The sequence below is a fragment of the Archangium violaceum Cb vi76 genome (genome assembly GCF_000733295.1).
GTDB lineage: Bacteria > Myxococcota > Myxococcia > Myxococcales > Myxococcaceae > Archangium > Archangium violaceum.
Genome location: NZ_JPMI01000231.1, coordinates 1 through 26309, shown reverse-complemented (window position 1 = coordinate 26309; position 26309 = coordinate 1). Strand labels below are relative to the sequence as shown.

Annotated in this window: 15 protein-coding genes and 1 tRNA gene; 4 read left to right on the top strand and 12 right to left on the bottom strand. The window is 67.1% G+C overall.

The window, feature by feature from the left end; translation table 11 throughout:
• Positions 1-6 precede the first annotated feature (6 nt).
• The 3 genes from Q664_RS31185 to Q664_RS31175 are packed head-to-tail and all read left to right on the top strand — an operon-like array spanning position 7 to position 4974.
• A complete protein-coding gene (locus tag Q664_RS31185; protein ID WP_043403748.1) occupies positions 7-900 on the top strand; it encodes a hypothetical protein in 894 nt (297 codons plus the stop codon).
• On the top strand, positions 897-4235 hold the full coding sequence (locus tag Q664_RS31180) for a hypothetical protein (RefSeq protein WP_043403747.1): 3339 nt from the start codon (positions 897-899) through the stop codon (positions 4233-4235). The genes Q664_RS31185 and Q664_RS31180 overlap by 4 nt, the downstream gene beginning before the upstream one ends.
• On the top strand, positions 4228-4974 hold the full coding sequence (locus tag Q664_RS31175) for a hypothetical protein (RefSeq protein WP_043403743.1): 747 nt from the start codon (positions 4228-4230) through the stop codon (positions 4972-4974). The genes Q664_RS31180 and Q664_RS31175 overlap by 8 nt, the downstream gene beginning before the upstream one ends.
• Here the strand turns inward: Q664_RS31175 and Q664_RS31170 are convergent.
• The 12 genes from Q664_RS31170 to Q664_RS31115 form a co-directional block, all read right to left on the bottom strand.
• A complete protein-coding gene (locus Q664_RS31170; protein WP_043403741.1) occupies positions 4961-11389 on the bottom strand; it encodes an AAA domain-containing protein in 6429 nt (2142 codons plus the stop codon). The genes Q664_RS31175 and Q664_RS31170 overlap by 14 nt on opposite strands.
• Complete coding sequence (locus tag Q664_RS31165) at positions 11389-13653, bottom strand: PD-(D/E)XK nuclease family protein (protein WP_043403740.1); 2265 nt, start codon at positions 13651-13653, stop codon at positions 11389-11391. Before Q664_RS31165 ends, Q664_RS31170 begins: the two co-directional genes overlap by 1 nt.
• Before the next feature lie 12 nt (positions 13654-13665).
• On the bottom strand, positions 13666-14136 hold the full coding sequence (locus Q664_RS63010) for a helix-turn-helix domain-containing protein (protein WP_052518893.1): 471 nt from the start codon (positions 14134-14136) through the stop codon (positions 13666-13668).
• Positions 14137-14321: 185 nt separating this feature from the next.
• A complete protein-coding gene (locus Q664_RS59420) occupies positions 14322-14468 on the bottom strand; it encodes a hypothetical protein (RefSeq protein WP_160174536.1) in 147 nt (48 codons plus the stop codon).
• Between the two features lie 202 nt (positions 14469-14670).
• On the bottom strand, positions 14671-18873 hold the full coding sequence (locus Q664_RS52910) for an SAV_2336 N-terminal domain-related protein (protein WP_052518892.1): 4203 nt from the start codon (positions 18871-18873) through the stop codon (positions 14671-14673).
• Positions 18870-19829 (bottom strand): AAA family ATPase, encoded by a 960-nt coding sequence (locus Q664_RS31150; RefSeq protein ID WP_043403738.1) that lies wholly within the window; start codon positions 19827-19829, stop codon positions 18870-18872. Before Q664_RS31150 ends, Q664_RS52910 begins: the two co-directional genes overlap by 4 nt.
• A 14-nt stretch (positions 19830-19843) precedes the next feature.
• On the bottom strand, positions 19844-21307 hold the full coding sequence (locus Q664_RS31145; protein WP_043403736.1) for a VMAP-C domain-containing protein: 1464 nt from the start codon (positions 21305-21307) through the stop codon (positions 19844-19846).
• A complete protein-coding gene (locus Q664_RS31140; protein WP_043403734.1) occupies positions 21298-22332 on the bottom strand; it encodes an effector-associated domain EAD1-containing protein in 1035 nt (344 codons plus the stop codon). Before Q664_RS31140 ends, Q664_RS31145 begins: the two co-directional genes overlap by 10 nt.
• A gap of 77 nt (positions 22333-22409) precedes the next feature.
• Positions 22410-22646, bottom strand: coding sequence for a CBS domain-containing protein (locus Q664_RS61365; protein ID WP_043403732.1), 237 nt, complete (start codon positions 22644-22646; stop codon positions 22410-22412).
• A 399-nt stretch (positions 22647-23045) separates the two neighbouring features.
• Positions 23046-23261 carry a hypothetical protein gene (locus Q664_RS31130; protein ID WP_152622441.1) on the bottom strand — a complete coding sequence of 72 codons (216 nt, stop codon included), beginning with the start codon at positions 23259-23261 and terminating at the stop codon, positions 23046-23048.
• Positions 23262-23452: 191 nt separating this feature from the next.
• A protein-coding gene (locus tag Q664_RS31125) for an IS3 family transposase (protein WP_152622440.1) occupies positions 23453-24624 on the bottom strand; the annotation gives its coding sequence in 2 pieces (ribosomal slippage) (positions 23453-24369 and positions 24369-24624; 1173 coding nt in all).
• 485 nt (positions 24625-25109) lie between these two features.
• A tRNA-Phe gene (locus Q664_RS31115) sits at positions 25110-25182 on the bottom strand.
• 196 nt (positions 25183-25378) lie between these two features.
• On the opposite strand from Q664_RS31115, the gene nhaR reads away from it, so the two are divergent.
• A complete protein-coding gene (gene nhaR / locus Q664_RS31110) occupies positions 25379-26275 on the top strand; it encodes a transcriptional activator NhaR (RefSeq protein ID WP_043403727.1) in 897 nt (298 codons plus the stop codon).
• Positions 26276-26309 lie beyond the last annotated feature (34 nt).

Below are 26309 nucleotides of genomic sequence, written 5' to 3'. Positions count from 1 at the left end.
GGCGAGATGAGTCTGCTCACGGACACCATGGGTCGCCCCGAGCGCGTCCACACCCTGCTGAAGCTGCTGGAAGCCCACGGTGGACGGCTCGGCTATGACGAAACGGTCGCTTGGCTCCAGCCCTCCATCCTCCGTGGAGAGAAGAACTCCACGGACGCGGCCAAACAGACGATCGGCAGCGCGCGCAGCCTGGGGTTCATCCGCGATGATGGCAACCTCCTCTTGCTGGACGCTCCCTCCGTCTCTTCCGATCCTCCCGCCTTCGCCGATCTCGTCCACGCGCGGCTGCGGGACAATCCCTCGGAGAAGGACCGCGTGATGCTGGAGGTCTACGCCCTGTTCGTCGTGCTGACGGAGCGTGAGGAAGGGACCTCCTGGATCGCGCAGAAGACCGTTGAGAGCCTGGCCGACCACATCGACATCATGCTGCCGCGGCCAGCCGATGAGCCCCAGCAGCAGAAGGTGTTCAACAAGGACAAGTACAGCACCGCGTGGCGGCCCTGGATGATCTACCTGGGGTTGGGGTGGGAAGGGCTCGTCCTACCGACCTTCTTCCCCCACCCCACCGTCCGGCTGGAGCGGGAACTCCCGGGTCTCGGTCAGGAGCTGGGTGTCGGGCGCGAGCTCGACCCCGGTGACTTCCTGCGGGCGCTCGCCCGCCGCATGCCCTACCTGGACGGCGGGACGCTCTTCGAGGAGGCCATGAACCGGGTCCGCTGGCGACGCACCACCCAGCGGCTGACGGTCGTCCTCAGCGACGTGCTCCGGGAGTTGCACGACGACGGCCGGATCCGGCTCCACCTGCGCGGCGACACGGTGGGCGCCACCCGGCTCGCCCCGGATCCCACGCATGAAATCCAGGCCCTCAGCGCCGTGGAGCTCATCGGAGGTCAGGCATGACGTTCCAGCGCTACGCCTGCTGGGATGAGAAGGACGCGAACGCGGTCCTCAGGACCGAGGCGCTGGCGGGAAGCCATTCCCTTTTCATGGCCGTCCACGCGCCACTGGAGGGTTTCTCGGTCAGCGGGAACCGGGAGGCGTGGGTCGAACGCCCTTCGGACAAGGGTCTGCGGGAGGCGCTCACCCGCCCCGAGCTCCGACACGCGCTCTGCGTGGTGGAGGGTGAGCCGGGCTCGGGCAAGTCGCACCTGATCCGCTGGCTCTCCCTCAATTGGCCCAAAACGGACAAAGACATCCTGGTGCTGATCCCCAGGAGCCAGGGCAGCCTGGAGGAGGCCCTGAGCGCCTTGCGCGAAAAGCTGCCGGAGGACCTCCGGGGCTTCTTCGCTGGGCTGGGAGAAGCGCGGATGACGTCACTGGCGGGCCGGGCACTCGACTTCCAGAGCAAGCTGGCCCACAGCTTGAGGAAGGAGTACTTCGAGACGGATGCCCCCATCCACGCGGACTGGGCGGACGAGTGGCACTACCACGAATTGATGGACGCGCCGGCCACGCGCGGCAAGTGGACGGCGCCTCGGCGCATCCTGGAGACGCTGAGCGGTCTCGGCGGCGAGCGGAATTCACAGGTGGCCGAGTTCACCGTCTCCGACATGCTCGAACTGGCCTCGCTCGTCCGGCCCGTCAAGGGGCTGAGTCCCACCGCCGTCCGGGCGAAGTTCCAGCTCCTCAAGGAAGCAGATGCGATCGAACGGGCACGGTCGGATGGCCGCGAGCTAGAGCAGGTGGTGGAGGAACTGGGCGCGAAGGCCGAGCACACCAGCCGCCTCCTCGCCGCCCTCCGCGCCCGCCTGAACCACGCCGTCCAGGACCTGCTCGGCGTGAGCGGGCAGGCCCTGAAGAACGCGTTCATGCGGCTGCGGCAGGAGTTGGCGCTGCGCGGCAAGCGCTTGGTGCTGCTGCTCGAGGACATCACCAGCGTGCAGGGCGTCGAAGACCAGATGATGAACGTGATGATCGCCAGCAGCGAGACGGAGACGAACCGCTCGCTGTGCGACTTGATCACGGTAGCAGGCGTGACGCCGCACTTCTTCCAGAAGCTCTTCGACGTCGCCAACCTGCGCCAGCGCATCACGTTCCACGTCCAGTTCGGAGAGAAGGGGGAGAAGAGCTTCCAGGGGATGGCGCTGAGGACGTCGGAGGAGCGCGTCCGTTTCGCGGCGCGCTACCTGCGCGCGACACGGGCGGGGGTGGCGCGGATAGACCAACGGCCGCCTCGGGATTGGACGGACGTCTACAACCGCTGCGACCAGTGCCCGTACCGACCCACCTGCCACCCACGGTTCGGCGCGCACCAAGGTGTGGGGCTGTACCCGTTCAACCAGGCAGCCATCGACCGCATGTACACCGGGCTCGAGCATCCGAAGGGCCTCGAGGAACTGCACACGCCGCGCGGGATGATCCAGAGCGTGCTCGGGCCGGTGCTGCTGGCTCCCCAGAGCGTCACCCGGGGCGAGTTCCCCCCGCCCCAGATGGAGAGCGAGAACCTCCCGAAGAACGAGCGCAACCTGATCGGCCGCCTGGGTCTGATCGTCGCCGCGAAGGTTCAGGATCGCGACACGGCCGAGCGCCTGCGCCGCCTGATTGCCTGGTGGGGCGAGCGCGACAATGCCTCCACACAGCGCAGGGAAGACGGCGCCACGACCTTCGCCGGCATTCCCCGAGGCATCTTCGAGACCTTCGAACTGCCCTGGCTTGGCGACCCCAGCGAGGTAGACAAGCCGGAGGCCGCGACGCGGGACGCTGGGAACACCTCGTCGGAGGCGTCCCCAGTGGCGGAGCCGCCATCCGTACGGGGCGAGCCCCCGCCGGAGTCCACCGCCTCCCCCGCTCCCGAGGCGTCTCCCCCCGGCCCGGATGTAAAGGAGAAGAAGCCGGCCACCGTCTCCCCGAAGCCTCCCCGTGGCCCGAAGCCTCCGCGTGCCGCAACGGTCAACGCACAGCAGTTCCAGGTGCGCTCGGGCCAACTCGCCGCGTGGGCCCAGGGAGAGAAGCTCGAAGACCAGGGCTTCTGGAGCGAGCAGGTGGCCGTCATCCTCGAGGACCTCCCCTGGCGAACGCTCGGGCTGGATCCCCACCTCGAGGACAAGCTCTTCACCAAGGAGACAGTGGTGCTCGCGGGCGCGCGCAAGACGACCCTCAAGCACTTCGAGATCCCGCGCGAGCGCTGGGTCTGGCTCGGCCTGGAGTCCTTCCTCGCGCTGCGCACGCGGGACGAGGATCTCTCCGAGGCGGACCGCGAAGGCTACCGGCGGACGTACGCGCGCCTATTGAGGAAGCTGGCAGAGCTCGCGCGCGCCCACGTGAGCCGTCGCGTCCCGCTCACGGAGTCCGGCCAACGGTGGTCCCCCATGGCCACGGCCGCGCAGTTCCTGCTCGCCCGCGCGTGGCTGCGCGGCGTGCATCGTCCCCAGGATCCTTTCCACGTCCAGTGGAACACGCTGCTGGATGAGTACGATCCGGATGCCGGGGCGAGCGGCGACCACCGCATCCAGGGCTGGGGAGACATCGTGGTGAAGGTCGGCCGGACCAGCTCGGACGTACGCAATGCATTGAGGGAACTCGCCAGCCTGCCGCAGGGAAGGAAGGGGGGCGCACAGTTCTTCGCCGCCGCGGGAGAGGTGGCTCCCGCCCTGATCCGACTGGCTCGCACGCTGGAGCTGGATCCGTCGCCCGCCGAGGATCCGAAGATTTCGGATCTCCTTGATAAACTCGCCCAGGACGCGCCGTACGTCAGCGATCGGCTGAAGTCCGCCGCGATGGGAGAGCGCAACCGGATCCTACGAAACGTGGAGAAGCTGGACGAGATCACCCACCGGCGCTCGCTCCCCGACTGGCTGAAGAGCGCGGACAACGTCGTCGCGCGGCTGCGCCAACTCGATGCACACCTCCCATTCCAATACGTCCAACGGTGGAGCGAGGTATACGCGAAGCTCCGCGGCCGCAAGTTGTTGGAGGCCAGCGATCCGGACATGCGCAGGCTGGAGGTGTTCCTGTCGGAAATAGACCCAGGAGAGGTGGAGGGCTTCGCTCCGCCGGAGGCACTCGCATTCGCCATCGGAGCGCCCGCAGCGGACCTGGTTTTCATGGTGGACCGCCTGCAGGTGGCGAACGAGGCGCTGACGCAACTGCGCCGCCACGTTGGCACGCTCCTCGACAAGGCTGGGGTCTCCAGCGGCGGTACGTTGAGCACGGTGCACGAGGCGGGGACGCGGCTGCGGACGGCGGTCCAGGCCATCCGTGAAGCGCTGCGTCCCACGGGAGGCGAACATGGCTGACCACACGATCGGAGTGGTGGTAGGCGGCGAGGCGCCCTTGGACCCCTTGAGGGCGCTGGAGCAGGCCCTGGATAGTGGCGATTTCCAGCGTGCGGTGCAGGCCGAGCAGTTCGGTGACGCACTCTGTCAGGCGGTGGGTGCCCTGCGGGAGAAAGCCGAGTCGCTGGCCACGCTGGAGCAACTGGCGGGCTGGGGGTCCCTGGTCGCGAAGAAGCTGACGCCGACGGAGGCGGCGGAGGTGAGGACTGCGTTGGACGCGCTGGAAGTCACCGCCGGAAAACTCGCCCGCGAGAATCCCACGCGGGAGGAACTCCAGCTCATCCGGATGGAGATGCAGACGGTGGGCATGCGCGTGGATCAGGTGAAAGGCCGCTTCCGGGCCGCCTGGAGCCTCCGCGTCCGAGAGGAGTTCGACCCCCCCGCGAAGCTGGCGAAGGCGCTCCAGCGCCTCCCCGGTCAGGCGGAACTCGCCCGGCGGATGGTGCAGACCGCCCAGGCCGGCCTCGCGCTAGAGCAGCGCTTCCCCGCGCAGACGGCGCGGGAAGAATTCGACCGCCGCCGCGCCGAACGCCAGACCCAGGAGCGGGAGCTTGCGGGCGTGGGGACGGACGCGGACAGGGTCCGGTTCCTCATCCAGGTAACCGAAGGGAGGGCGACGCTCGCGGATCTCACACCGGACCTTCAGAAGTGGCTGGCCGAGCAGAACGCGCTCGGCCTGTTCAAGCTCAGCCTGGAGTAGCGCGGCTGCGAAGGAAGATTCCGAGCCGCTCCAGCAGGCGGCGGCTCACCGCCACCTCCGCCATGTCCCCATCCATGAGGCTGCTGCCGGTGTGCAGGCACGCCTGGCAGCCGTCCACGCACAGCCGGGCACTGAGCCGGTACGCCTGGTCCGCGAGCCGCGCCTCCGCACTGAGCGACTCCTCCTGCACCGCATCCTCCACCGCCCGGTAGCGTTCCAACAGCCGGCGCCACTCCATCGCACGCGCGTCCCCGCTCTCCGCCCGAGCCACCATCGTCCCCACCAGCTCCCAGACGGAGGGATCGCGCCCCATCTCCTGCGTCAGCGAGCTGCCGACTGCCTGGCTTTCCTGGTAGAGCGTGAACAGCTCGAAGCGGTCACCGCCCACCTCCTCAGAGCCGTAGAGGAGGCGGAGCACGCCCTGGAAGGGCCCGGCGTCCACGTCGAGGTCCACACCCAATTCACGAGCGAGTTCCCGGACACGCCGCTCGTCGCGCGGGTCCCACGAGCGCCAACGGGCAATGTCCGCCGCCGGGCGGCCGACGAGCGCCGCCACGAAGCGATCCTCCCGCGCGTTCGGGCAGTCCGCCAACAGCTCCGGTGCCAGATCCGCCGCCGCCTCGTCCAGGTGGGCCACGAAGGTGCGCGTGGTGCCATCCCCGTGGCTTCCGTCCTCTGCCACGGTGATGACGTCCTCCGCTCCTCTTTCGAACTGCACGGGCAGCTTGACGTGGAAAAGAACGCGCCGCTCGTCGCCCCGCCCGTGGCGAACGAACGCCTGCTCCAGGCGGATGGCCAGCCCATGCACGATTACCGAACGCAGGTAGCCGGCGAAGGCCTCTTGCGAACGCACGTCGCGCCAGGCCCGCTCGATGAGTTGCTGGAATGCGGCGGAGGCGAGCACTTCCCGTAGGCGTTCGAGACGCTGTGCCGTCAGCATCGGGTGCTGGCGCAGGTGTCCCTGGAAGACGTTCTCGAGCAGCTTCGCGAACAGTTCGGTATTCCAGCGCCGCAGCAGCTTCTGAAGCTCCTTGCTGAAGCCCTCGAATGCAGCGGCCGTCACCATCAGATCGGCGATCTGGCGTACTTGGTAGGGGTTGAGCCCCGCAGAGGCCCCCCGGCTCATCAGCAGGTAGCGGAGGAACTGACCATGGAACCACTTCGACTCGGTGGGCTCCACTTCGAGCCTCGCGCTCTCCGCCCGGACGAAGTCACCCAACACGGCCCCATCTAGCCGAACACGGACGCCCTCCGTCTCCAACTCGTAGCCGTGGAGGAGCGTCCTGCGATCAGCCTCCCTCGGGAGGTTCTCGTCGTCCGGGTGGACGAACACCTGGCTGACGTAGGCTTCTTCGCGCTTGCGGTCGGCGGTCTCCAGCACGAGCCGCGCGTCAGCGCCCCAGAAGACACGGGCCACCTTCAACCCGGTGCGTTTCCCGCGGGCGGACGTCCCGCGAAAGACCTCCACTTCGGGGGTCAGGAAGCCCAGGAGCCGGACCCGCCGCCGCTCGGCGCCCCCCTCGTCCACCTCGACGGACAGGAAGCCACGCAACCGGCCCTGACTCTTGGGATTCACGCGCGGCAACGTCGAAGGCTCCTTGGAGAGAAGGACCTCCCGCCGGGCCGCGTCGTAGACCCAGTCCCCCTGCCACTCCGTCCCGACGAACCGGCCTCCGCCCATCATCTCCAGCGACGTGGGTCGCACTACCCGGGGGTGCAGCCTCGCCCCGACGAGCTGGCGGGCCTCCAACGGCAGTGCATCCAACAGGGTCCCGCTGCCGGCTGGGCTAAACTCCGGCCATTCCCCAGAGTGGCCCAGGGGCCTCCAGAACGGCTGGCGGCCAGGCCGCGGCGGGATCCAGTGCGCCACCTGGAAGCCGAACCGCCGTGTCACGTTGCCCGGCGCGCACTCTGAGAAAGCGAGCGTGATGTCCTCGGAGTCCTGTTTCGCTTCACCCGTGTCGCTCTCGTAACCCACCGCGAGCAGCGGCAGGTTGATCGATTGGAAGAGGAGCATGGGGACCCACGGAATGACCTCCGCCCACTTGCGCGGACCTCCACCCGGCACCAGGGTCACACCGCTCGTGGCCTCTCGCCACAACTGCTCCAGTGAACCAACCTCCAGCCGCTTGTACACGTCATCGCCGAAGGTAGTCCGGACCACCGCATCCACCTCGGCCAGGAGGCGGGGGTCCACTCCCGACGCGGAGCCCAGGCGCCACTGCCTCCGCGCGGCAAGATCCAGGACCAGAGAGACCACCTGCCCTCGAGTGACGAAGTAGTTCTCCACGTTGAGCGGCACCTCGAAACCGCTTGCGTCCAACATCTCCCTGGGACGCCGGAAGAACCAGGAGTCGCGCGGAGAGTACGCAGAGAGCGTCACCCCGGTGACCGGCCGGTCATCGGCCCCTCGCCCACCGCGCCCCTTCCGCTGGATGAAGGACGCGAGGTTGAGCGGCGCGTAGTGCTGGTAGACGAGGATCATCTCCGGATCGTCGAAGCCGACCTCGAGGGACGACGTGGAGAAGACGAGGTCGCTCTTCTGGATCAGTTCGTCGGCACGTCCCCCCGTCTTCGAGAAGATGGGCTTCGCGCAGACATCGAGAGCGCGACCGGGCACGTACAGGCCGCGCACCGTCCGCTGGCGGCTGTCCTGGGCGGCGAAGAACCAGCACTCGCCCTGGCGGAAGCGGTCGCAGGCGTCGGGAGAGCCGCAGCACTCGCGGCGGGGAAGACCCGTGTGCGCATCGTCGTCGAACAGGCGGGTGCGCAGCCGCGCCAGTCGGTTGCCCTGCTCCGCGTCCGCGTAGTCCGAGTGCAGGCGCTTGAGCTTGTCGATGGAGTCGAGGAAGACGATCCCTCGGAATCCGCCGTCGTCCCCCGAGCGCCGGCGCATGCCGTGCGCCAGGCACATGAGCGTCTGGATGGAGGTGGACGCCCCGGCGATGTCGTGCCCGCGGGACTCCACCTCGGGCTGCACGAAGAAGAAGTACTCGCGGCCCCGCGGGTTGGGCCTGCGCTCTCCGTCTTCTGGGCGGATGATGGCCACGCGATCGCGCCCGCCCAGGGCCCCCCAGACCTTGTCGGGCCGGCTCAGCGTGGCGCTCATCCCGATGGCCAGGGTGGGCATGGGACTGCCCTCGTGCTCGCGCCGGTTCAACTCGGTTCGGGTGATGAGCCGCCGGAGCGCGTAGCCCACCTGGGCCCCGTGAAGGTGCGAGTACAGGTGGATCTCGTCCGCGAGGACAGCCCGGGGCGCGGCGTAGGGCGGCTCGTCACCGAAGAGGCGCCCGCGCCCGGGAGTGAACATCCACTGATGGAGCGACTCCGTCACCGGCAGGAAGAAATGCGGCGGACGCTCGACAACGCCTTTCTTCGAGCCCACCCACCCGCCGAACTCCCAGCCGCAGCGGGGACACCTCAGCAGGTCCGCCCCGTTCGCGCCACCGCCCGGCTGGAGCCACAGGTTGCCTTTGCACTCCCCTTCCGGACACGCGAAGAACGGGAAGGAGAAGGCGCCGCCCGGTCCCTGGCGCCAACCCTTCTCCTCGTCCGGAGCCCCGAAGTGTCCGAGGACGTCCTTGTTCTGCAGACCCAGGGTCAGGAGCGGCATGCCTGGGACGCGGGCGAGCGCCGCGAGATAGCCGGCGATCCGCTGTGCCTGGTTGGCCGCCAGCCGGATGCGCGGGTACACCAACACCGCGCGCGACCCTCGTACGCCACGCAACGCGTCCGTGGCCGCGCCCACCATGAGCGGCAAGACTCCCGCCTCCGTTTTGCCGGTGCCCGTCTCCGCGGTGATGACGAAGGTGTCATCCGTGGAGAGCCCGAGCCACGCGGGGACCATGCTCCCGAGCGCCCGCTCCTGGAAGCCGGCCAGCTCCGGATCCGCTTTGTTGAAGCGTGCCCGCAGCATGGTGGCCACCCCCGCGACGGCACGCTGCGCCTCGGGGTGCCCCTTCAACCGCTCGATGAGCGAGGTCTCGACAGTCGAGAGCGGCCGGTCGCGCACTGGCTTGTCGCGATCCTTCAGTTCCAGCTTGAGCGCCCGCACGAGGAATGGCCGCCGGGATGCGTCTCCTTGGCGGAAGCGCTGTTTGACGTACCGCACCTCTCGGGCGAGCTCCGCGACGCGGCTCCGGACGCGCCCCGCCTCGGTCAGCAGCACCCAGCCATGCTCGGCAAGCCGGCGCAACGCCGCGCTCACCCGCGCCTCCTCCCAATCCAGCGTCCGGATCAGGTCCCGCGGGGTGGTCCACTGCTCGAACACTCCGAAGTTGATCCGCCGCGCCTCCAATGCCTCCAGGCGGTTCAGCAGTTCGAAGTCGCCGTCCTCGATCGGCTCGACGGGAGGAGGAGGCCCCTCCACCATGGTCGCTGTCTCCACCAAGTCGATCGTCCGCTGACCCCAGGGGTTCACGTCGGACCGGACGACCCCCTCCTGCTGGAGGGCGTTCAGGACGGGAGCGAACAGGTCCTCTCCCTGCGGCCCCACCCAATCGAAACGCTCCCGGACCTTCTCGTAGGCGGGCGCGAACCGCCCCTTGGAGCGCGTAGCTTCGATGACCTCTTCGATGCGCACGCGGACCGTGTCCGGATCCACTGGAAAGGGGCGTCGCGGCGGAACGAGCGGGCGCGCGACCCAGAACGTCGTCCCCTTCTTCGTGGGCCGAAGCTCCAGCGCGACGAAGCCCTGCCCGCAAAGGGCGCGCAACTCCTCGAGTGCCGGCTTCCGACCGAAGCTCTTCTCGACGACGAAGTCAGCCGCGGTCCCATACTGATTCTTCAAAGCGACGTTTTGGATGTGCTCGAGCAACTCCCGCAGTTGCGGCGTGAGTTTCGGGACGGTTTCGAGCGCGGGGCGGTCGTCCGGTCGCGGCTCCAGTTGGGGAAGGGCTTCCGTGTCGTCGAAGCTCCGCACCCGCACATCGACCGGCCACTCCACGCCGTCCGGGCCACGAACTCGCACCCGGCCGCGCTCCTCGCTGGAGTAGACGAACTCGCGCATCGCCTGCGCGGCGTCGAAGATTTCCTCGTCCTCCGGGATGACGTCCAACAGCCGTCGGGCAATGACGAGGATCAGCTTGGTCCGCGCCCGGGTGATAGTGACGTTGAAGCGCTCGGCACTGAAGATGAACTCCACCTCGGCCCGGGCGAACTCGGGGTCCGACACGGTGTAACTGGCGATGATGGCGTCGCGCTCGCGGCCCTGGATCCGGTCCACCGTCTCCACCACGCACTCGTCGCTCAGCTTGCGCGCCCGCAGCGCGTCCCGGATGGCCGCGTTCTGTGCGCGGTGCGGCGAGACGACGGCGAGGCGCTCGTTCCAGAACGTCCCGGCGGAGAGTTCCGCCGCGCCCTCCTCCGGCGACAGGCGCTCCCGGAGAAGCTGCGTCAGCCGCGCCACCAGGGTGACCTCGAAGGGATTGTGCGTCCCGGCCGCGGGCCCCTCGTGCATCAGGATGCAGACCGGCCGCGCCGGGTCGAGGGCTTCGCGCTCCCAGTTGGAGAGTCCTTCCTCCCACCCCTCGCGCAGCCGCAACCGCGCCTCCGGGTTCACCGAACGGTACTGGCCCTCGTAGAAATGCTCGGACGGGAAACTCGCCAGGGGCGCATTGAGCCGGAACGTCTCGTCCAGACGGAACTCGGCGACCTGCGCCTCGCGGAGGAAGGCGTACAGGGACCCGCCGATGTGACGGCCGTCCACCTCGTGCTCGTGCACCTGACGCACCGGCGGCAGTTGCCGATCATCCCCCGCCACCAACACTCGTCCGCCGGGGGCCAGGCCCGCCAAGCACATCAGTCCCTGGCTCACCACCATCTGCGACGCCTCGTCGATGCAGACAAGGTCGAAGAGGGGGGCTGTCCGCCCGTCGGCGGCCGGGTGACGCGCCTTTTCGATGAGTTTGTACAAGCTCCACGAGGTGCTCCCCATCACCAGGAGAGGCTGGTCCAGCAGCGGCACAGCGTCCGCGGGGTCCAGCACCTGGATGTCCTCCGGCATCTCCTGCGGCGGCTCCGAGCCCATCCAGCAGAAGGTGGTACCGCCGAAGCCGTGCTTCTGCACCTTCTCGTGCATGGCGCCGAGCAGGTTGGCGATGGAGTTGCGGGTGAAGCCCGTCAGGAGGATGCGGCAGGGCAGCCCGCGGCGGCGGCGGAGCTCCAGGTAGCCCAGTGCCATCCAGGCGAGAACGAACGTCTTCCCCGTCCCCGGTGGCCCGAGTACGAGCGCCACCCGGTGCTCGGCGATACCGTGCCACGCGGCCTGCTGCGCTGGCCGGAACGCCTCCGCGGAGACGGCGGGAACGGCAACCTCCTCAAGGGCCGCCCGCCACAAGGGAGCCGTCTCATCTACCCCAGCCTCGGCGAAGCGGCGGGGCTCACGGAAGAACTGGAGCACATCCTCTCTGGGCATCAGGGCCTCGCGTCCGCCAGCGAACGGAGGAAACGCACCGACCGTTCGGTGTTGTAGTCGACGTGGATGGTGTCCAGGAACCATCCATCCTTCCCCACCCGGCGGCGCATGGCCTCGAAGCCGGGGGCATCGTGCTGCTTGCGGCCAATCCGCACCTCCACGTGCTGGCCATTCTCCAGGTCCGAGGAGAGTCGCACCGCCACCTCGCGCCAGCGCTGCGGATCCAGCCGGAGGTCCGGATCGTCATCGGTGAGGATGAGACCGATCGAGGACGAGGAGATCTCGGCCTGCCGGCTCTCGGGCGGGACGAAGAACCGCATCCGATAGAAGCCGCCGTCCGGATAGGTCCCAACCAGTTGGAGGTTGGCCAAGCAGCGAAAGCGGTCGCGGCGCTCGTCGGCGGGCCGCGCCAGCTCTGTCAGGGCACCCAGGAGGGCGGCGCGGTTCTCAAGCATCTCGTGCGCCATGAGGACCTCCAGGTCCGTGGCAGTGAGCGGATCGAACTGCGCCTGGAACCGGAACGGCTTCTTGCGGAGCCGAAGGAACGGCTCACCGGCCACTGCGTTCTCCCGGATGATCCAGCGCATGAGGGAGTCCATGGCGGCGAGCCGGGCTTCCACGTCCTTCCGAACTTCCTCGGCGTCCCCTTCACCCTGGCGCAGTGCGCGGACCACGTCGACGGAGAGCCGCGACGAGAAGCGGCGCTGGAAGCCAGGAGCCGGGCAATAGGGCGTGGTGAGCGGGGGAGTAGCCTCCGCGAGCGCCCTCGTCACGCCGGCGAGTTCGTAAGCTACCTTCACCGGCAGCGCGTACAGTTGCTCCAGCACGCTCCTCAGGGCCGTGGCGGGCAGGTGATGGATGCCGCGGTATTCGGGCTCCACCGCCCGCACCTCGTCCGGAGGGAACATCCGGATGAGGTGGAGGAGTCCGGTGCGGATGGCAGGGTCCGCCAAGTGGCGCCCAAGCGCCTCCTGGAGATCGCTCCCTTCAGAGGGCTCATAGAGGAAGAGGTGGGCATGGAGGCCCTGGACCTCGTCGTGCCGGGCGTTCCAGGCGTCCACTTCGGTGAGGACCTGGATGACCCGGCCCAGCACCTCCCGCAGGGCGTGCAGTTCGTCCTCGCCGTGACGGATGACAGCGACCGTGGGTTGCGCGCGACCGTCGCGTACGACGAGGCAGCCGAGCGCGACGAGGTTTCCCTCCACCGGGTCCCGGTCCGCGACAAGGTGAATGGCGACGTCTACGCGCGGCGGCATGAGCCAGGAGTGCCGATCCAAGAGGCGAGACACGACGCGCTCCCGCAGCGCCTGTGCCCTCGCCACCAGCACCTGCCCACGAGCCTTGAGCGCCCAGGTGGAGGCCCCAGGGTTGGCGGCGAGGTTCCGGACACTCGCGAGTTGCCCCACCGTCCGCACACCGAGGTTCAAGAGGGCCCGCTTGGACTCGTGCGACAGGCCTGGCACGGCGGAAATGTCCCACTGTTCGGACGGTCGCGCGTCGGAGATCGAGCGCTCACAGTGCGGCAGGTACTCGCACTGCTCACACTTGAAATAGATGTGGAAGAAGGTGTCGTCCCGCCCGCGCTCGACGTGCCGCTCGCGCAGGCCGGGAACGGTCCGCCGGAAAAAATCGATGACAAAGGCCTCGTAGCCACGAGCAGGGAAGGGTTTTTCCACCCACGGCTCCGCCTGCCCCGCCAGCGGCATGTGCCAGATACACCCCTCCAGGGACATCTCGCCAGCGAAACCGCGTTCCTGCAACATGCACCGCAGCATCAGCGAGTAGAACGCCACTTGCGCCTTGTGGAACACCGTGGAGACCTGCGTGGCCTTCACGTCGATGATGGAGAACGTGGGGCGGCCGTCCGGGGCGGAGAACTCCACCAGGTCCGGCCGGGCAGGCCGGATGGAGACCTCCGGCGGGAGGTTCAACAACGCGCGGAGGCGGGGCGTCTCCTTGAGCGATGCCTGGTGAATGAAGCGTTCCTTCCGGGTACGCCCAAGGAAGGCAAGCGTCAGCTGCTCCGAGACGCCATCCTCTCCACCTGAAGGGCCGAGGACTTGGCCAGGATGGCGCCGTTTCAGCGCTTCGATCACCCGCTTCTCGAACTCATTCCCCAAGTCAGACCACGATGCGGCTATCAGGTTCCTTTCGATGGGGATGTCCTGCTTCGAGTCGGTTGGCATCGAGTCGTACACGAGCTTGCGCTCGCAGCGGTACTGGAACCACGACTTCACGCCGGTGGCGCGGATCTCGAGCTTCATGACGCGTGGACTTTACGCGCTTTTATCGGAACCCGCCCTCACGCGCCGGTAGCCGATCGCCTCCGCAGGCAACCGCGCGCCCAGATCCGCGCGATTCCCCCGGGGGAATCGGAGACTGGGCTTGGCGCGGCGCCACACGTACCCATGCTGGCGCAGCAAGTGGCCCACCCATTCAGGGCTGACGTCAACGCCCGTACGCTGCCGCAGGTACTCCGCCAGGCGCGCACGCGTCCAGCGAGTGAAGGCGAAGTTTAATTGGCGTGGGTCCGACTCCGCTGTGCGTAGCAGCAACCGCAGGTAGGTGGCCTCTACTTGCCTGGGCCTGCCCGAGCGCGGGGCGTCCGAAAGCCCCAGCAGCCCGTGCTGCCGCCAGCGCCGACAACACTCGTACACCGTGCGCGCCGTCAGCCCCAAGGTCGCGGCAATGATGGCTGCACTCTGCCCCTGCGTACTCAGCAGGACGACGGTGGCCCGCAGTGCCACCCTCTCCCTGTCCCCTCTGCCTCGTGACCCTTTGTAGTACCAGCCTCTGTTTGGGGGTCAGCCGGATGCTACGCTGCTCAAGGGACATCGCCGCGCCTCGCTCCTGCCAAGCGGCGATGCTACCCCTGAAAGAACTTAGTTCCGATGGCTTAGGCCGTAGGTGAACCACACCCCGTGCTTGGGAATCACTCCCCGGCGAACTCATCCAGCCCGCGCACCGTACGCAGGAAGGGGTTGGTGAAGAGGAAGGACTCGCCGACCTTGAAGCTGCGCTTCTGCCCTCGCACGTTGTCGAGTAGGACCACCTGGAAGCCCCGCTTCGCGTACTGCAAGGCATTGAAGAGTACGACGATCTCCTCGCCGATGAATGGCCACGTCCGTCCCGGCGGCCCCCGCCGCTCCCTCAGCGCCCTGATTCATCGCGACCCCCGCCCACTTGAGTGGCGTACCGATTTGTTGGAGGCGCAAGGGTACGGACCATCAAGGCGCCGCACGAGGGCAGGGGACGGGACGGCTTTTTGGCTGGAGCACGGTTCAGCGCTGGCGCTTCCAGTTCGCAATAGCGGTCTGGATGCCGTGCTCGATGTTGCCGAAAGCCATCTCACGGTTGCCCCAGCTCGTCACCGGTTTCGCGTCCCTCGGCAGGGCCTGGAGCTTGCTGAAGGGTGCGTCCTTCCAATCACAGGGACGGAGGATGATGGGGATAACGAGCGCCTCGCCCGCCGCTTCGCGATCCAACGTACGCTGCATCTCGGTGGAGTCGAGGAAGTCGGATGCGAGGAAGTCCGCGCTCACGAGCAGCAGAATAACGTCCGCGTGCTCGATATGGGCAAGAACCTCCGTCTTCCACTCCTGCCCGGCGCTGAGCCGCTGGTCGTGCCACTCCTTGATGACGCCCTGACGCTTGAGCCGCGCGAGGTGCGTCTCCAGGAAGCCGCGCAGTTTCTCGTCCTTACGGGAATACGCGTAGAAGAGCTCGGGCGGTTTGTTCTTCGTACGCTCCGGACTCGCCGCCGGAGCGAGCGGGGTCACCGGGGTCGCGGTGGTCCCTGGAGCCGGAGGGCTCGACAGCCCCAGCCACACCGCACAATCACGCAACGTGCGGTTACCCGGGTTGTCCACAAGCGCCCCAGCGACGAGCTCCCGCAGCCGTCCATGGGCCTCGGCCCACTGGATGAGTTGGAACACGACCGAGGCGAGAGGCCCTGGCGAGACAATGGCGGCGAGGTTCAACCCGAGGCGATAGAGCACCATCTGGGTCAGCTGGTTATTCGACCGGAACGCACTGAGAAGGGCCTGTTGGAGTTCCTGAGTTTGGGCACCTGTCAGTATGAGTTCCTGCTCATGCGGTGGCGCGTCGTCCGCAGCGGAAGACTCCTTGGACTGCTCCTCCGCCGGTTCATCTCGGACTTCGATACCCCTGACCTCATTGATGAACACGCCGGAGATGGAGGCGGGAGCATCGTCGTGGGGTTCCAATTCGAGATCAACCTCGACCAGCACGCTCAGGCTCCTCGACGCCGAGGTCCGCCCCGAGGAATCCGGGTAAGTCAATTCGACCGCTGCATTCTCGAGGAGGCATCTGGCGGTGAGCGTCGCGGCCGTTGCCCCCATTCGCTGGATGCTCGAGAAGTTCACCTCGACGTGAACCCTGCCAATCGCGGAGATAGTGCCCTCGGGGGGGTCCTCCTGGAAGTGGCTCTGCGTAAAGGCCTGTCCGACAAGCAGGCCGGGAAGCGCGTTCACGATGTCCCGTTCGACGTCGGGGAGTTGCTCCCGAACGATGCGGATGAGTTCCTCGCGCTCGAACTCTTCCGAGGCGCCGCTCGTCTCGACTTCCTCGCGGGGAGAGAGCAATTCCATCCGTAGGATGCTGGCGAGGTAAGTGGTCAACGGGCTCGCTCTCGTGTCATCCTCGTTGATCTGGAGCGCATTGGTGGCACGCAGCTCCATCAGGGTGTCACTGAGCTGCTTGAGTTGCTTGCGACCGAGATACCGCAGCATCTCTCCCACCACTCGGAGCGCCGTGTACTGTTCGAAGGGGCTCAAGCTCTGGGCGAGGATGTCGATCAGAGCCTCGAAGGAGCTCGGCCCCGTATGGACCAACATGAGCCCGAGAAGCACTATCCGGTCTCCAGGCCCGGCCCCCTTCATCGTTCGGGCGAGCTCGTCCGCGGCGGGCAGTGGATACGAGCCGGCTTGCGCGACGACACGCCCGACGAACTCGTTCATCAAGCGCGTGCGCTCCAGCCCCGCCGGGTACTGTTCTCGCAATTGCTCGTATTCCCTCCCCAGCTGGCGGAGCCGCGTCGCGACCTCCTCTGGGAGCCACACCCACCGGTGGGTGGTTCGCGGGTTCAGGGCAGCGTGAAGGTAGGCAATGACCCGTTCGGCCCGGACGCGTGCCTCCGCGGACGACCCCAGGCGCTCGCGAAATGGCTCAAGGCCCGGCCGGACGTCTCGGGGACTGGCGGCCCAGAGATGCTCGAAGGCTTGCGCGGCCGCTCCTCCTGTCGCGCGCAGGGGCAGCACAACCATGCCCGCTGTCCGCGCACGTCGGTACACCTCGAAAGTACCCGTCCCCCCACCGATGAGCACGACGGCATCCGCGCGCCGAAGGGTTTCATCGATATCGCTCCTTCCGAGAGGGACCTCGATGACCTGACCCTGATCGAAGTCGGGTCGCGAGTGCTCCGTCATGACGTGGACGAGCGCATCGATCGAAGTGATGCCCGATTCCCGAAGTCTCGCCACGTAGGCGCGCGCGACCACATGGTCGACGCCCCGCTGGCCTCCTGTGAGCAGTCCATGACCCGCTCGGGCCAGGAGATCTCCCAGCGCTTCGCTCGTCCACACCTCCGACCTGGAGAGTTCGTGGCTCGCGGTGCCGGCAACGAGCACCTGTCGTCCCGAAAGAGACCAGTCGAGCCTGATCGACACCGAGTCCTCGTTGACCTCCAGCTCCCAACGTCGCTGCAACAGTGGGAGCTCGACGGAGTAGCGGCCGTAGGAAAGCACGAGGGACAACGACTCCCCACCGGTTCGCCCGGTGGCGACGACCTGGGAGGCCTTGTCGAAGATGCGGACTTGCAACTCCCGATAGGCTTGGTGGAAGTCGATTCGTACCGTGCCATGCCTCGACGAGGACTCATGGGGGGTGAGGCGTTGCGCGAACTGGGCGTACGCCCCCCCCATGCGCAGGAGGACGTGCGCGGCGATCGTCGCGAAGCCACGGTGGCGCTGCGCGAAGGCGGTCGCGTCCTTCGTCGGATCGACGAGCAGGGCGGGAAAGTCACGGGTCTGATGACCAAGCCGGCTCTCGATGAAGTCCGAGACGCGCAGGAGCACGGTGCGGGCGCTGCCCGCCGGAACCGCGTCGAGGAGGAGATCGCGCACGCCGGGCCAGAAGTCGTACTGCTTCTGCTCCGGATCCATTGAAGCATCCTGTTCCGGAAGCTCCCGGAGCAGTCCCCCCAGGAACACCTCGGCCAGGTCCTCCTGCCGGGCCTCCGGTACCATGGTCTCGCGGACGAGGCGCATCACGGGCAGGCTGACCGGCACCGCCGCCAACAAGCCCGCCAGCTTCCGGGCAGGAGCGGACGCCGTCGCGTGGAAGCGCTGAACACGCTCCAGCGCGGACGGTGAGGGCCCCTCAAGCGACATCGCGGGGGGGAGGGTGCGTGCCCGATGAAGCTCGAAGCCCAGGACGGAGGTATCGCCGCCCGCTACCAGCTTGGCCCATGCCCCCAGGGAGGCCTTCTCTAGGGTCACCACGGGAACGACGGGAGCGGCCGGTGCTGGTTGCCGGGCACGCCGGGAGAGCCGGGTCACCAGGAACTGCGAGTTCGGCGTGCCGCGCCGTGATGCTCGCAGGAGCACTGCGGACCCGCCGCGCAAGGCCGTACGACTCCAGTGCCGCTCCGAGAGCATCTGCACCACGACGACGGGCCCTGCTCGTCCCCAGCTCGCGAGGAGTTCGGGCACCTCGCCCGTGTACCACCCTGGGGAGACACAGTCGGAGACCACCATCACCAAGCGCCGGCCACTCGGGTCGTTCAGTTCCTGGGGATCGCTCCCCACGAGGGGTCTGCCGTCCGCGCCCACCCCAGCCAGGAGGCGCAGTCTTCCCTCCCCCGAGCTGGTGGGAAGGTGCCAGGTCCGCACTGTCCGGAAACCGCCTTGGAACATCAGGAGGTCACGGAACTCGGCCACCGTCTGGCGCCAGATGGCCATGGAGGCGCTGGCATCCACCACGAGGGCCAGGTCGAGCCATCGCGTCAGGGCGGGACGGAGGACTGGCGTCCAGACCCGCGTCTCCGCGATCTGTTCCGCCGAGGTCGCCTCGTCGACGAGCCGCACGGTTCGAGAGGGCACACGCCGGTGGAGGGGACGCAGCGCACGGCTGATCTCCAGGGCGTGCGGCAGCGCCGTGGCAGCGGGGACCTGAAGCGGGACGGTTGGAATGGAGAGTCGCTGCTCGTCCGGCAGCACCACCAGTGCCGAGGGTGGGGTGGAAGCGGTGGCGCTCGTCGCCACCGTTGGCTCCTGCGAAGTCGGGGCATTCGGCGGCACCTCCACCGCGGTCTCCTGCTCGGAAGCAGCGGGCTCCGAGGGGAGGCTGAAGGCGGGGCGCACGCCCTTTGGGAGGACGGTCGCCAGCCAGAGGGCGTCGGCGAGCTCCTCAGCCGTGACGTCGAGGTTGGCTGCCTCGAGGACTCGCAGGAGTCGGTCGATCATGGAGTGGTGCGCAGGCTCTTGAGCAGGGAGTCGACGACGCGCGACATGTCCGCGCCCTTCTCCTTCAGGCGCGTGGCCATGTAGACGGCATTGAGGAGCTGATCCGTGGCGAGCTCCCCGCTCTTCCGGGCCTCGAGGAACTTCTGGATGTGGGGCATGGCGTCCTGGATGATCTCCGGGCCCAGGTGCGCCTCGACAATGGACACCAGCCGCTGCTCATCCGGGACAGCAAGATTCAAATGGAGGCAGCGGCGGAGGAAAGCGGGGGGGAACTCACGCTCACCGTTGCTGGTAAGGAACACGATGGGGAAGGCCTTGCACTGCACACGACCGTCCGGAATGGAGACCAGCTCCCCATTGTCCGCGGGCCTGATCCGCTCACGCTTCGCAAGCTCTCCCAGCCGGGCCAGCTCGGGAATCTCGAACTCGCCCTCCTCGAAGATGTGCAGCAGATCATTTGGGAGATCGACATCGCTCTTGTCGATCTCGTCGATGAGCAACACGCGGGGCTGCTCGCCGGGCAACATGGCCGTCCCCAGGGAACCGAGCCGCAGGAACTGATCGATGCGGGGCAACTGGGGCTCATCGTCCTGCCCCTTCTGCATCTGGGCGAGGGAGGCCGCCTGGAGCCGTCCCACGGCGTCATAGCGGTAGAGGCCCTCCTGGAGCGTGGAGCGCGTGTTGATGGGCCAGACGAGGACCGGCTCCAGCTTCAGCTCGCGGGCCACGGCATACGCGAGCGAGGACTTGCCCGTCCCGGGCTTGCCGGTGATGAGGAGCGGGCGTCGCAAGTAGATGGCCGTGTTGACCATCTGGATCTCCTCGTCGCTCGGCCGATACCGCTCGCCGCGGCGGACTTTCTGGCTGTAGTCCCTCCAGCGCGGGGGGGGCGGCAGCGACGTCGTGATGCGGTCATGCGGCTCTTCTTGTCCCCGGAAGATGCGCCAGTCGGTCATGGGTTCTCTCGCTTTCAACTCCTGGACGGAGCAATGAAGGGCAGGACATCGGGGGGCTGGCGATCGTAGTCATCCCATAGGAGGGTGAGGTGCTTCGCCAGCTTCCCCTCCTCGCCAGTCTTCTGGCGTGCCGTGTGAACACGCGTGGGCAGTTCGGTGAGCGTCCCCGAGACGAGCGGCTCAAGGCAGCGCTTCGCTTCCTCCAGAGTGACCCCGTCCTGCCGGAGCCAGAGCATGGCCGGTGCTCCGGCATCGATGCTCCGTTCGAGCACCTCCTGCTCGCAGCTTCGGGGGATGACCACACAGAGGACATGAGGCTGCATGAGCTTCTCGACGAGGCTCTCCCCGGTATCCTCCGGACCAATCCACTGGAGGGGTGAAGCGGCGGGCGTTCCCGGGAGCATCTTCAACTGATCCCACTTGCTCTGCCACTCGCCCAGGATGTCCCTGAAGTCCTCGGAGTCGCGCAAGTAGAGTCGCTCGAAGGAGCGGACGACCACTGGGTGCTTGAAACCAAGCGAGATGGGCGTCCGGCCGACGGTGATGCGCCAGCTGTCCACGGCCATGGAGAGGAGGTTCTGCCGCAGACAGACCTCGACCGACATCTGCTGCCCTGCCTCCTCCAGCAGCGCGAGCACTCTCGCGCTCTTGCGTATCTGGGTCAGCCGCTCGGGCACCTTGCTCAACGGGCACTCGGTGCACTCAAGGATCAGCTCGGGAATCTCGGAAACGGGCTTGCGATCCATTCCAATGGACCACAGCCACGCCGTGACGGAGACCGGGTCTTCCGGTCCCACGGAGGGGCGGAGACCCGAGTCACACTTCACGAAGAGGTGGAGGCCCCGGAGCCGACGAGGCGCCGCGCCCGGCACGGGAACGGTCATTCCCGAAGCATTCTGGAGCAGCCAGTCCCGGAGCGTCCCGGCGAGGGCTGTGCCCGAGGCATCGGTTCCGCTCAGGGTGCTCGCGAGCTGCGCGATAAACTTCAGGAGCGGGTGGGAGCCATCCGTCTGGCGATGGGCGCTGGAGAGGCTGTCGATGAGCCGCGAGAAGAGGGTGAGTGGTGCCGCGGCCTGGTCGGTCGCGAACTCGGGAAACGGCCGCCATCCCGGAGGCACACTCTGATGGGCGAGCTGCACCAGTCGCGCTCGATTGAGCTGCGAGTCCTGGACGAGCGCCTCGAGCTGCTGGAGCTGGCTGGTGGAGAAGAGGGGCATCAGATCCTGCTCAAGCGTCAGGAGCTCCGCATTGCCGGGATTCACTCGTCGCGCCTGCCGAAGGAGCTGCACGAGCCAGTTCTGGGAGCTGGCGTACTTGAGCAGCTCGTGGACCATCGTGCGAACGCCGGCCTCCTTGATGTTCTCCATCAGGGGGAAGTCGAGCTTGTGCAGGGTGAACTGTTCGAGCTCAGCCGGGCGGGGAAATGCCTTGGTGAGCGCCTCCACCAGCTTTTCGCGTTGTGGCCCGGTCAGGTCCATCCGAGGAGTTTCCTCACGTCCTGGCTCAGGCTCTCACGGATGGTGGAGGCGGGAATGCCCTCGTTGAAATCGGCGGGCAGGTGCATGCGTGGATCCCCGCTATGGTGGAGCGCGACGAGGTTCAATGACTCGTCGAAGCAGGGCGAGCCCGAGGAGCCCGGCTCCGTATTCGTCCGGTAGGTGATGCGGGTCCGGTTCGCATTGCCGCCGAGGAAGGTGTCGAAGGCCACCTTCATCGGTTGACCCTGGGGGTGCTGGACGATGACGACGAGCGAGTCGGCCTCAAAGGAGTGGGGCTGGGACGGCAGCTCGAACCAGCCGCGCGCCCGGCCGTTCAGCACCTCGTCTCCGGGCGCTCCTTCGACCTGAAGCAGCGCGTAGTCGAGCTCCGTCGAAGTGGGTACACCCTGTCTCGGGTAGCTCAGGTCGACGGAGCTGTAGGGGCTCTGCGCGATGCACTGGGTGACGCGGCTGGTCTTGCCCGGGTTGAGCGGATCCTTCTGCCCGGGCAGGAGCTTGTGGTCAAAGCGGACCTGGATCTGGCCGAGTTGCTCGGGCGCGATGACGTGGTAGTTGGTGAGGACCACGTCTCGGGAGATGAGGAAGCCCGTGCCGATGGCATCACCGCTCGCTCGCTCGATACGGCACACCCTGGCTTCGACCTCCTCCAGCTTGTTGCGCCAGATGGCCGGGTTGAGGAAACCCTTCGCCCGGCTCACGATGCGCTCCAGCATCGGGCCAGGAACGCTCCGCTGAACCGAAGCCTGGTACCACTGGTGAAAGTGGGACAGCTTGGTGTTGCCCGGGTTGGCGGCGTACGCACCCGCGACAAGCTCAGCGGTCCAGCCTTCCGCCTCGGACGTCTTGATCAGCTCGAACGCCCGGTGCTTCAACGCGCCCGAGGTGAACTCGTCCAGAGGACGACTGCACTTGTGCATCACCATCTGCTCCAGGTTGATGATGGAAGGAAAAGCGCTGAGAAGCACTTCCTGGAGGCGTTCCTTCTCCGACCCGCTGAGTTCCACATCCCCCTCCTTGTTGACCCGCCTAACATATCAGAGCCGCTTCCGGTTGTTGTCGTTGGCGGGCACTGGGTCGCCGCTCAGCGCAGCTTGCGCCGCAGGTGGTTGAGCAGGTCGATGCGGGTGATGAGGCCGATGAACTCCTCGCCGTCCATGACGATGGAGACGAAGCCCTTATCGAGCAGGGGGAGCAGCTCGCGCACCAGGGTGCGCACGCCCATCGTGTGGCGCCGCGTGGACATTACGTCGCGCACCGGCTGACGCAGGCGCGTCTCGTCGTCGACGGCCGCCAGCAGCAGGCCGGACTCGTCGATCATCCCCACCACCTTAGTTGCCCTGGAGCACTGGGAACTGGGAGACCTCGTAGAGCTTCATCCGCCCGTAGGCGATAAGCAGTTTGTCGGTGGGGGCCAGGGTGATGACGGCCCGGTCCGCGTAGCGGTGGGTGATGACGTCGCGCAGGTCGCCATGGGCCTAGCGGGGAAGGAAGCCCTGGTCCGCCATCCGGCCCTAAGTAGGTAGCCAAAAGTTCCAAGACGAATGAAGGGCCTTTCGCTGCTGGCTCCGCTCCGAATTCGTTCAGGAACTTCTGGCGACCTGCTTAGCCGCGCGCCCATGCGGTGCGCGGCACGGGCTTGGCTCGTAATAGCTCGCCGTGCCCCGTCTGGACGGGGCGGAGATGAGCCCGCCGGGCATCGAAGCAATGCGCGGAGACGTCAGTCGGAGTTGGACGGGAGCGTAACGGTGCCGGGATTCTCGATAGCGGCGAGCGCGGCGCGTAGCAGGTAGCGCCCCGGATCTTCACCGCGCAGGCGGGCCGTCTCAATCAGCGAGTAGAAGAGGGCCGCTACCTCGGTGCCGCGCAGCGACTTGGAGCCGTAGTGATTCTTGCGGCCCACCACCATGTCGCGCAGCGTAAGAGTGACTAACAAAACCGCCTCGGCTTCCGCTGCGCCAGCCAGAAGCCAGGGCGCAATGCCGGTTTTGTTAGGGTCTTTAAGCCTCCGCTCCAGCCCAGGTAGTGCTGGTGCGCAAGGGGCCGCAGAGTGCGCGGCGCGATGACGACGGACACAGCGACGACGAAGACGGAGCTGGGATTGCCCCGGTTACGTGGACAGTAGGGTTAAGATACCGACTTCTGCGGTAAGGCCGCAAGCTCAAAATCCACTGGACTGACGTAGCCCAGCGAAGAGTGCCGCCGCTGGCGGTTGTAGAAGACCTCGATGTACTCGAAGAGGGCCAGCCGGGCCTGCTCGTGCGTGGCGAAGGCGGTGGTGTAGACGAGTTCCTGCTTCAAGCTGCTGAAGAAGCTCTCCACCACGGCGTTGTCCCAGCAGTTGCCCTTGCGCGACATGCTGCACTGGATACCCCGAGCGGCCAGCTCCTGCTGGTAGTCGATGCTGGCGTACTGGCTGCCCCGGTCCGAGTGGTGCAGCAGCCCTCGCGGTGGCTGACGTCCCTTGAGTGCCATGTCGAGCGCGTTGAGCACCAGGTGCCGGTCGATGTTCTCGCTCATGGACCAGCCCACCACCTTGCGAGAGAAGAGATCCATGACGACGGCCAGGTAGAGCCAGCCCTGCTTCGTCTCCACGTAGGTAATGTCCGTGGCCCAAGTGCTATTGGGCTGGCCGGGGGAAAAGTTGCGCTCGAGGATGTTGGGGGCAACGGGCTGGTTGTGGCGTGAGTCCGTCGTGCTCACGAAGCGGCGTCTCTTGCGAGCAGCCAGTTCCTGCTCGTTCATGAGCCGGGCCACACGCTTACGACTCACGCGCTGCCCCCGGGCACGCAGTTCCGCGTGGACGCGAGGACTGCCGTACGTTCCGCGGCTGTCCTGATGTATCCGCGTTACCACCTCGGCCAGAGCCCGGTCCGCCTTGTGCCGCTCGGACTCCGGGCGCTCCTTCCAGGCGTAGTAGCCCGAGCGCGACACGCCCAGTTGCTGGCACATGAAGTCCACAGGGAAGTGGGCCTTCTCCGCGTCAATGAACTCGAACTTCACCTCGAGGTCTCCTTCGCGAAGAAGGCCGCCGCTTTTTTTAGAAAGTCACGCTCCATCTCTAAATGACGCACCTCCTTGCGCAGCCGGACCAACTCTTCCCGCTCGGCTGCGGAGAGCGCACCTGCTGGCTCCTTGCTCTTGCCCCCGTCGGCCTCGCGCATCCAGTTGCGCAGAGCCGACTCGGTCAGGTCCAGGTCCTTGGCCACCTGGGGCAGACTCTTGCTGCCCTCGCGCACCAGCCGGACCGCATCGGCCCTGAACTCCGGGGTGAAACTCCGCCTCTTCCTTCGCTCCATGAACACTACCTCCCGTGTAGCCGACTTATGAGGTGTGTCCACAAAACCGGGGCAGGCTCAGAGCCAGCGTGGTTGGCAGCAGCGCGGCGGCCGAGGTGGACACCGGAGATAGCAGCGGAGGTGGTGCGAGCCTGGGAGGCGGAAGGGGGACGCAGTCGGCGTTCATGCTCAAGCACGGGTTGCCGCGCGAGAGGCTGCGCTCAGGTCGTGAGCCCTAATAGACGAGCCGGCACCTCGCCGTCGGACGTGCCTACGTGCCCGGGCGCGAAGTGGCGTCGTGTCGTCGAATCGTAGTAGCGCCCTGCTCGCAGTCGCCGAGGGCATCCTCGGCGAGCGCAGGGGAGATCAGGGCCACCCTGCTTATCCCCAGTGGCTCATGGCGCAGTCCACGTGCGCCAGTGGCTCAGAGATGGATCACGGCAAGGCCCGCAAAAAGAAAGGGCGTCAGACCGAAGCCTGACGCCCTGAAATCTCTTGAATCTCTGTGCCCAGGGGCGGAATCGAACCACCGACACGGGGATTTTCAGTCCCCTGCTCTACCAACTGAGCTACCTGGGCGTGCTGCTCAACCGCTCGAAGTAACGGCGATTTACGGGGACTCGGCCCTCCCGTCAAGCTGGTTCTTCAACTCCCCTCCACTTCTCCCCCTTCCCCTCTACCGCTCGCACGCCCGGCCTCCCTCCCTCCGTCCTTCCACGCACCACCCGTGCGTTTCCTCCATTAAATCTCCGCCATCCCCCCGGAGGCCCCTCGCGTGAGCTGGCTCAACTACCACCACCTCCTCTATTTCTGGACCGTCGCCCGCGCCGGCTCCATCGCCAAGGCCAGCCAGGAACTCCGCCTCGCCCAACCCACCATCAGCGCCCAGCTCAAACTCCTCGAGGAGTCGCTCGGCCACAAGCTCTTCGAGCGCCAGGGCCGCCGCCTCGTCCTCACCGATGTCGGCCGTACCGTCCTCCGCTACGCCGAGGACATCTTCCGCCTCGGCAACGAGCTCAAGAACGTCGTCAACGGCCTCCCCTCCGGCCAGCACCTCCGCTTCGCCGTCGGCGTCACCGACGTCATCCCCAAGCTCGTCGCCGAACGCCTCCTCGAGCCCGCCTTCGATGTCTCCCCCGACATCCACATCACCTGCCGCGAAGGCCCCCTCCCCCAACTCCTCGCCTCCCTCGCCCTCCACGAGCTCGACGCCGTCATCGCCGACGCCCCCTCCTCCGAGCCCGTCAGCATCCGCGCCTTCAACCACCTCCTCGGCAAGTGCGGCGTCTCCTTCTTCGCCTCCCCCAAATTCGCCCACCTCTCCAAGGGATTTCCCCGCTCCCTCGACGCCGCCCCCATGCTCCTGCCCTCGGACTCCTCCTCCGTCCGCCGCTCGCTCGAGCTCTGGTTCGACTCCCAGGGCGTCCACCCCCTCGTCGTCGGCGACTTCGACGACAGCGCCCTCCTCCAGGCCTTCGGCCACCGCGGCCACGGCGTCTTCGCCGCCCCCTCCATCATCGAGGCCGAGGTCTCCCGCCAGTTCAACGTCTCCGTCATCGGCCGCACCGAGGACATCGAGACCTGCTTCTACGCCATCTCCGTTGAACGCCGGCTCCGGCATCCGGCCGTCGTCGCCATCGCCGAGACCGCTCGCTCACGGTTGTTCGGGTAACGGGCGTAGACCCTCACCCCAGCCCTCTCCCAGA

Excerpts from the sequence above, each read along its gene's own strand:
- Q664_RS61365 (WP_043403732.1), bottom strand. The coding sequence starts at position 22,646 with ATGATCGACGAGTCCGGCCTGCTGCTGGCGGCCGTCGACGACGAGACG.
- Q664_RS52910 (WP_052518892.1), bottom strand. The coding sequence starts at position 18,873 with ATGATCGACCGACTCCTGCGAGTCCTCGAGGCAGCCAACCTCGACGTC.
- Q664_RS31180 (WP_043403747.1), top strand. The coding sequence starts at position 897 with ATGACGTTCCAGCGCTACGCCTGCTGGGATGAGAAGGACGCGAACGCG.
- Q664_RS31170 (WP_043403741.1), bottom strand. The coding sequence starts at position 11,389 with ATGCCCAGAGAGGATGTGCTCCAGTTCTTCCGTGAGCCCCGCCGCTTC.
- Q664_RS31185 (WP_043403748.1), top strand. The coding sequence starts at position 7 with ATGAGTCTGCTCACGGACACCATGGGTCGCCCCGAGCGCGTCCACACC.
- Q664_RS31165 (WP_043403740.1), bottom strand. The coding sequence starts at position 13,653 with ATGAAGCTCGAGATCCGCGCCACCGGCGTGAAGTCGTGGTTCCAGTAC.
- Q664_RS31145 (WP_043403736.1), bottom strand. The coding sequence starts at position 21,307 with ATGGACCTGACCGGGCCACAACGCGAAAAGCTGGTGGAGGCGCTCACC.
- Q664_RS31150 (WP_043403738.1), bottom strand. The coding sequence starts at position 19,829 with ATGACCGACTGGCGCATCTTCCGGGGACAAGAAGAGCCGCATGACCGC.
- Q664_RS31175 (WP_043403743.1), top strand. The coding sequence starts at position 4,228 with ATGGCTGACCACACGATCGGAGTGGTGGTAGGCGGCGAGGCGCCCTTG.